Genomic DNA, 7,852 nt, shown 5'->3' on the forward strand with positions numbered 1-7,852 from the left:
CTACCTTGACTATCTATATGACTTAAACGCAGCAAAGGAGCACCGAGAGAGCGAGTATGGCAAAAAACACCGCAAACTATGGTAACGACAGTATCCGCCAGCTCAAGGACGAGGAGCGCGTACGCCTGCGCCCCGCCGTCATCTTTGGCTCGGACGGACTCGATGGCTGCGCGCATGCTGCCTTCGAGATCCTGTCCAACGCCGTTGACGAGGCGCGCCAGGGCTACGGCAAGCTCATCACCCTTACCGCCTTTCGCGATGGCTCTATCCAGGTAGAGGACAACGGCCGTGGCTGCCCGCTCGACTGGAACCCTTCCGAGAAGCGCTTTAACTGGGAGCTCGTCTTCTGCGAGCTCTATGCCGGCGGCAAATACAACAACAACCAGGGCGGCGACTACGATTTCTCGCTCGGCACCAACGGCCTGGGCTCGTGCGCGACCCAGTACGCCTCCGAGTACATGGACGTCACGGTTTGGCGCGACGGCAACAAGTACTCCCTGCACTTTAAGAAGGGCAAGGTTGTCGGCGCCAAGAAGAAGGCACTCGAGATTGAGCCCAGCGACGAGAACCGCACCGGCACCACTATCAAGTGGCGCCCCGATCTTGAGGTCTTTACCTCGATCAGCATTCCCCACGATTGGTATCGCGAGACCATGCGCCGCCAGGCCGTGGTCAACGCCAACGTGACCTTCCGCCTGCGTATCGAGGGCGACGATGGCGAGTTTTCCGAAGAGGACTTTTGCTACCCCAAGGGCATCGAGGACTATGTGCTCGAGAAGGTCGGTACCGACTACCTTACCGAGCCTTTCTTTATCGAGGCCGACCGCCGCGGTCGCGACCGCGAGGACCTGCCCGACTACAATGTAAAGATCACCGCGTGCATGTGCTTCTCGCGCACCTTCACGATGCAGGAGTACTACCACAACTCCTCCTGGCTCGAGAACGGCGGCTCGCCCGAGAAGGCTGCCCGCAGCGCCCTCACTAGCGCCATCGATGCTTACATTAAGCAACAAGGCAAGTACAACAAAAACGAGAGCGGCATTAAGTGGCAAGACGTCCAGGACTGCCTGGTGCTAGTGACCAACTGCTTCTCCACCCAGACGTCCTATGAAAACCAGACTAAGAAGGCCATCAACAACCGCTTTATCCAGCAGGCCATGACGGCATTCTTTAAGGAGCGCCTCTCGACCTACTTGATTGAGAACAAAGATGCCGCCAACAAGATCATGGAGCAGGTGCTCATCAACAAGCGCTCGCGTGAGAATGCCGAGAAGACGCGTCAGAGCATCAAGACCAACCTGCAGCAGAAGACCGACATGGCCAACCGCGTGCAGAAATTCATCGACTGCCGCTCCAAGGACAAGAGCCGTCGCGAGATCTACATCGTAGAGGGCGACTCGGCAGCGGGCGCCATTCGCACCTCGCGCGATGCCGAGTTCCAGGGCGTTATGCCCGTCCGCGGCAAGATTCTCAACTGCCTGAAGGAGGACTATCCGCGCATCTTTAAGTCCGACATCATCATGGACCTTATGCGCGTGCTGGGCTGCGGTGTGGAGATCAAGGACAAGCGCATCAAGAACCTGGGCGCCTTTGACCTGGACAACCTCAACTGGAACAAGGTCATCATCTGTACGGACGCCGACGTCGACGGTTATCACATCCGCACGCTCGTGCTCACCATGCTCTACCGCCTGGTGCCCACACTTATCGACGAGGGTTACGTGTATATCGCCGAGTCGCCGCTCTACGAGATCAACTGCAAAGAGAAGACCTACTTTGCCTACACCGAGCTCGAGAAAAACGGCATCCTCAAGGAAATCGGCGACCAGAAGTGCTCCATCAACCGCTCCAAGGGTCTTGGTGAGAACGACCCGGACATGATGTGGCTCACCACCATGAACCCCGAGACGCGCCGCCTGATCAAGGTGGAGCCCGAGGACGTCACCAAGATGGAAACCATGTTCAACCTTTTGCTGGGCAACGACGAGGCGGGCCGCAAGCGCCATATCTCCGAGCATGGCAAGGAATACCTGGACCAGCTGGACCTGCAGTAGCGGAAAAATCGATAACGACGGCCCATAAGAAGTTCAAGAGGAAATCGTGGCAAAGAAGAAGACGAAGAACCAGCCAAAGAAAAAGCAGGTCAACGCCGAGAACGTGATCGGCCTGCACTCCGAGGTCACCGACCAGCCGATCACGCAGACGCTTGAGGTCAACTACATGCCCTACGCCATGAGCGTCAACGTCTCGCGTGCGTTCCCCGAGATTGACGGCTTTAAGCCCTCTCACCGCAAGCTGCTCTACACCATGTACAAGATGGGCCTGCTCAAGGGCGAGCGCCAGAAGAGCGCCAACATTGTGGGCCAGACCATGAAGCTCAACCCACACGGCGACGCCGCGATCTACGAGACGATGGTGCGTCTAGCCACCGGTAACGAGGCGTTGCTCGCCCCCTTCGTGGAGTCGAAGGGCAACTTTGGCAAGTACTATTCGGGCGACCTGAGCTACGCCGCCTCACGTTATACCGAGGCCAAGCTCTCCCCCATCAGCGCCGAGATCTTCAAGGACATCGACAAGGACCCGGTCGACTTTGTCGACAGCTACGACGGCGCCATGAAGGAGCCGCGCCTGCTGCCCACCACGTTCCCCAACATCCTCGTCTCGGCCAACAAGGGCATCGGCGTCGCCATGGCGTCTGACATCTGCGGCTTCAACCTCAACGAGGTCTGCACCGCCACGATGCACTACCTGCAGGACCCCGACTGCGACCTGCTCGAGTACATGCCCATGCCCGACTTCTCGACCGGCGGCGAGATCATCTACCGCCGCGAGGAGATGGAGAAGATCATCGAGACCGGCCTGGGCAGCTTCCAGATTCGCTCCCGCTGGCGCTGGATTCCCGAAGAGCGCATCATCGAGGTCTACGAGATTCCCTACACCACCAAGACCGATGTCATCATCGAGCGCATCGTCAAGCTCTCCAAGGAGGGCAAGGTCAAAGAGATCGCCGACATCCGCGACGAGACCGACCTTTCGGGTCTGCGCATCGCCATCGACCTTAAGCGCGGCGTCGACCCCGACAAGCTCATGGCCAAGCTCTACCGCTCGACTACGCTGCAGGACTCGTTCTCGTGCAACTTCAACGTGCTCGTCGACGGCTATCCCCGTGTTATGGGCGTGCGCCAGATTCTGCACGAGTGGGTCGCATGGCGCATTCAGTCCACGCGTCGCCGCATCAACTTTGACCTGGGCAAAAAGTCCGAGCGCCTGCACCTGCTGCACGGCCTCGAGGCGATTTTGCTCGACATCGACAAGGCCATCGCCATCATCCGCGGCACCAAGCTCGAGGCCGAGGTCGTGCCCAACCTTATGCGCGGCTTTGATATCGACGAGACCCAGGCCGAGTTTGTTGCCGAGCTTAAGCTCCGCAACATCAACGAGGAGTACATCCTCAACCGCACCAAGGACATCGCCAAGCTTGAGGGCGAGATTGCCGAGCTTGAGGAGATTCTCTCGAGCGAAGACAACATCAAGAAGGTCATCAGCGACGAGCTGGCCGCGGTCAACAAGAAGTACGTGATGCCGCGCCGCACGGGCAGGATCGAGCCCCATGAGGTTATCGAGGTAAGCTTGGAGCCCGAGGTCGAGGAGTACCCGGTGACCATCATGCTCTCGCGCGATGGCTACCTTAAAAAGATGACGGACCGCGTGCTTAAGAAGGCCGCCACGCTCAAGTACAAGGACGGCGACAAGCCCTTTATCGAGTTCCCGTCCGCCAATACGCACGAGCTGCTGGTCTTTACCAACAAGAGCCGGGTGTACAAGTGCAAGGTTGCGGCGTTTGAGGACACCAAATCGGCCCAGCTGGGCTCGTACCTGCCGACCGATCTTGAGATGGAACCCGACGAGAGCGTAATCTGGGTCATCGACCCCGAGGACTACAAGGCCGACGTGCTCTTTGTCTTTGAGAACGGCCGCGTGGTGCGCGTCGCGCTTGCCGGATACATCACCAAGACCAACCGCAAGCGCCTTAAGAACGCCATCTACGGCGGCAGCAAGCTGCTGTATGCACAGGTGCTCAAGGAGGACCGCGACCTCGCGCTGGTCTCGAGCGACTACCGCCTAATGAACTTCAACACGTCGCTGCTCAAGACCAAGACGACCACCAACACGCAGGGCGTCCAGGCCTTTACGGCCAAGAAGGGCCGCTCGGTCACCACCGTCGGCACGACCGAGGAGATCCTTGGCGCCGGCGTCTCGGCCGAGAAGTTCACCGCGCAGAGCCTACCCTCCGCCGGCGCCCTCATGAAGGAAAACGACATGCCGAGTCTGTTTGACTAGGTACCACGGCAACGAGACCGTTAGATACTTCGCAAAGCGACGAGGCCCGGAGCGCAACGGCATTGCGCCCGGGACTCGTCGTTTTTCTTCTCAACTATTTCTTAACGCAGATTAATTGATTTCTGCTTATTTTTCTGCGTTAAAAAATGTCAGCGTCACTGCTTCGATGCCCTTTGGTCGGTCGTTAGCAAAACTTGCAAAAATTAGCAAAACTTGCAAAGGAGACACCATGGAGTACAGCAAATGGCTCCGCCATGCCAGGCATGCTCGAAGATATTATCGAGCGAACCAAAGAAGCGGCAGATAGCTACCTTTCACAGTCTCACGCGCGCATAAACGGTGTTCAAATTGGCCCAGTGGGCTTCTTGGACATATGTTCAAGAAGCCCAGGGCAACTGGCGCACGTGCATGAATGGCATCTTCAGGCAACTCGAGAAGCATGGCATCGGGCTTCTCTCGAAACGACCTATCGAGAGCTTTCCGATAAAGACATTGAGTTTTTGCTCGCGATGCTGCCCGATTCTGGCCCCAGCAGGGTCTCAGAGATAGCCAAGCGCATGGGCGTCGCCAGCAACTACGCGAGCCAGTACAAACGCCGCCTGCTCGAGGACGGCGTCATCGGGGAACGCGGACGTGGCCTCGTCGGATTCGACATCCCCGCATTCAAGGAGTTCCTGAGCGAGAAGGTCTCCTAGCACGCGGAGATCGTCCACAAGGACATCAACGCATGGCAATCAGTAATCCTCTTGGTAAGGGAAGTAGGCTTTCCGCCAACGCTGATTGCCATGCGTTCTTCTTGTCCTTAGGCGAGTTTGCGAGCGAGCTCTCGCACCTCTTCCAACTTGGGCGACGATACCATGCTGTCGCGCTCGGTCATACCGCTGATGGTGACAATGCCCTGGTCCTCCCACTTGCAGTACGCACAGGTTGACTTGTACATAGCGATCGCCGCATCATAGACGCCCTCGCTATGGCTATCGAGCAAAAGGGCCGTCTTGGTGAACGGGAAGCCCGTAGCACCGAAGGCATACAGGCGGTCGATGGCGGCCTTCTCCTGCGCAGTGATATCAAACCAGTAGATAGGCGAAGCGAAGACAACCATATCGGCGCCTTTCAGTGTCTCGAGCACACCGGCCATGTCGTCCTTCTGCACGCAGGCACCCTCATGGGCAAAGCAGTACTGACACCCCAGGCAACCAGCAATCTTCTTGCCGGCAACGCGGATGACCTCGACCGTATGGCCGGCCTCGCGCGCGGTCTCGGCAAACGCCTCGACCATGGTGTCGGTATTGGCGCCCTTGCGCGGGCTACCGCTCAATACAACGATATTCATAAGAATCTCCCTTCTTCATGCCGCAGGCGCGCGGCACACATTTCGTTGTAACCAAAACAGATGAAGCTATTCAGTCGTCCGCAGACCACATCTCTCGTTCGTGCTCTCTAGACAAGGCGCAAACGGTGCTGCACCCCCTGTCGCGCTATATTCCTACGCAGTGTTCAGAACCCCTGCTCACCGAGCAGCACCGCGCGAGGTCCAGCACGAGTACGCCTTCCCGGGTACAGGTCTCATGCCCTATGCGGGAGATGAGGACCTTCGGGAACACGTCCCCGATGGGCAGAAGCGACGCGAGCTCCCCCTCAAGCATCAAGTTGATGCTCATATCGCCTCTCACATACGCTCTCCTTCCCGGTTTCGAAACTCGAATTGATTTAAAGTTTCGAAACCGGGAAGGCAATATACAAAAGGATGTGTCGAGGAACGAATCCCAGCCACGTCATGTCGGCAGCGATGAAGGGCGCATCCGCGCGTGCTACAATGCGGGCATCAGAGATGAAAACACAGTCCCCGTCGGGTAGTCGTGGGCGTGCGGGAGTCCGCATCAGTAACCTGCCTCCTTGGTTGTCCCTTCTCTGCATGGTCATCTACATAAAGGAGGAACCAACCATGCAGATCAGCGTGTCGTCCACCCTGACCGTATATCACGACGGTCAATTCTGGGTCGGGCTGGCGGAGCACGTCGAGGGCGGAAAGTACGGCGTCGCCCGCATCGTCTTCGGCGCGGAGCCGTCCGATGAGGAGATCCTGCGATTCGTTACAAGCGAATGGGAGAAGCTCTCGTTCTTCGGCGACAAGGCCACTGAAACAAACAAGCCCGCGAAGAACCCCAAGCGGCGCGCCCGTGAGGCGGCGAAAGCCCTTAAGCGGCCCGCGATGAGCACCAAGGCGCAGCAGGCGCTCGCAGCACAGAGAGAAGCGATGAAGCAGGAGTCAGCTCATGCAAGAAGCCGACGCCGCGCGGAAGAGGCTGATGCGCGCTACGAGCAGAGAAAACTGAAGCGCAAGCAGAAGCATCGTGGGCATTGATCGCCATTTGCAGCAAGGCAAACCATATACAGCAGCGGTGCCAGTTCCACTTGAAGCCGACGCCGCGTAGACGCTGATGGTGACGGCTATGCACGGGCACGGGCGCGCCACCGCACTTCACAGCTTGTTTCTCAAGTATTTGGGACGCACACGCGGCGTTCAAAAATGCGGAGCGACTCCGCATGGCTCGAGACTGAGTCGAGGTGCCCTACTTCTCGCCCTCCAGCAGCCCCACGATGCGGTCGATGTCGACGGCAAAGCGAGGCCTTCCCTCGCGCTCGTAGCGGTCGAGGTACGCCTGGCACTCGGAGACAATGCGCTTGGTGTTGCCATCGATGATGCGCTGGAGCGTCTCGTAGTAGGCCGAGCCCTCGGTCCTGAAGCGGCGCTGGTAGGCCTTGGTTATGGGGAACATCTTGATGTAGTGGATGCCGTGGCGGCAGCCGGGGCGCGTCGTGGGGCGGGGTGGCAACGCAAAGTACTGGTCTTTGGGCACGTTAGGGGCGATGTTGGAACGCAGCGGCACGGCGAAGCCCCTGCGCTTCCCGCGGAAACGCAGCCTCACCACCACGATGCAGGGGCGATTGTGCTTAAGCATGAGCTCGCGGTCGCCATCGACGAGGTCGAAGAAGTCCTGGGAGATGGATACGATCTTCATCGGTTACGCCCCCCTTCATACGAAGCGGGGCCCGCATCGCTGCAGGCCCCTACAGGTGGGCGATATTCTACGCCTTGCGGCACCCCGTCGCCCACGGAGGTTAAACGTACACGTAAGCCGTACTCTGAAAGCCGCGGCTTCCGGCAAGTAGTTTATACCACGAAAGGTCGCTTTCGATGCGCCTAGCTCGCAAAATAACACTCGCTGGGCCGTCACCCCTGGCAGTTACCCTCCAATCTTCATTGGAGTCAGCAGGTCAATTCATATATTCATGGGGGTTTATCCTACCGTCGGTGAGCGATTTGGTTAGGGTGCCGAAGCGATCGAGGATGTCGACGACCTTCTGCTGGGTGCCGATGGATGGGGCGGGAATCTCGACCCTCGATAAGTCCACAGGCGCGGCTTCGATTACCTTTTTCGATTTAGCGTATTGCTCTTCAGATCATCGTGGTGTGCTCGTAGCCGCGCTCCACGAGGAGCCGCTCGGC

Annotated in this window: 6 protein-coding genes; 4 read left to right on the top strand and 2 right to left on the bottom strand. The window is 58.4% G+C overall.

Translation table 11 applies throughout. The features are described 5' to 3' along the window. Positions 1 to 56 precede the first annotated feature (56 nt). The 3 genes from ACEXKH_RS02380 (at position 57) to ACEXKH_RS02390 (ending at position 5,036) form a co-directional block, all read left to right on the top strand. Positions 57 to 2,054, top strand: a complete 1,998-nt coding sequence (locus ACEXKH_RS02380) for a DNA gyrase/topoisomerase IV subunit B (protein WP_349116581.1) — start codon at positions 57 to 59, stop codon at positions 2,052 to 2,054. A gap of 46 nt (positions 2,055 to 2,100) precedes the next feature. Beyond that, entirely contained in the window at positions 2,101 to 4,341 is a 2,241-nt protein-coding gene (locus tag ACEXKH_RS02385) for a DNA gyrase subunit A (RefSeq protein WP_373572951.1), read from the top strand. A 254-nt stretch (positions 4,342 to 4,595) separates the two neighbouring features. Then, a complete protein-coding gene (locus ACEXKH_RS02390) occupies positions 4,596 to 5,036 on the top strand; it encodes a hypothetical protein (RefSeq protein WP_373572952.1) in 441 nt (146 codons plus the stop codon). 107 nt (positions 5,037 to 5,143) lie between these two features. On the opposite strand, the gene ACEXKH_RS02395 is transcribed toward ACEXKH_RS02390, so the two are convergent. Continuing rightward, entirely contained in the window at positions 5,144 to 5,674 is a 531-nt protein-coding gene (locus tag ACEXKH_RS02395; RefSeq protein WP_195503676.1) for a flavodoxin family protein, read from the bottom strand. A gap of 612 nt (positions 5,675 to 6,286) precedes the next feature. Between ACEXKH_RS02395 and ACEXKH_RS02400 the strand changes: the two genes are divergently transcribed. After that, the gene (locus tag ACEXKH_RS02400; RefSeq protein WP_373572953.1) at positions 6,287 to 6,706 is read left to right on the top strand and encodes a YjdF family protein; all 420 of its coding nucleotides are present in this window, start codon (positions 6,287 to 6,289) and stop codon (positions 6,704 to 6,706) included. Positions 6,707 to 6,914: 208 nt separating this feature from the next. Here the strand turns inward: ACEXKH_RS02400 and ACEXKH_RS02405 are convergent, their stop codons facing one another. Continuing rightward, positions 6,915 to 7,364 carry a hypothetical protein gene (locus ACEXKH_RS02405; RefSeq protein ID WP_373572954.1) on the bottom strand — a complete coding sequence of 150 codons (450 nt, stop codon included), beginning with the start codon at positions 7,362 to 7,364 and terminating at the stop codon, positions 6,915 to 6,917. Positions 7,365 to 7,852: the final 488 nt, after the last annotated feature.

The sequence above is a fragment of the Collinsella aerofaciens ATCC 25986 genome (genome assembly GCF_964259375.1).
GTDB classification, from domain to species: domain Bacteria; phylum Actinomycetota; class Coriobacteriia; order Coriobacteriales; family Coriobacteriaceae; genus Collinsella; species Collinsella aerofaciens_BO.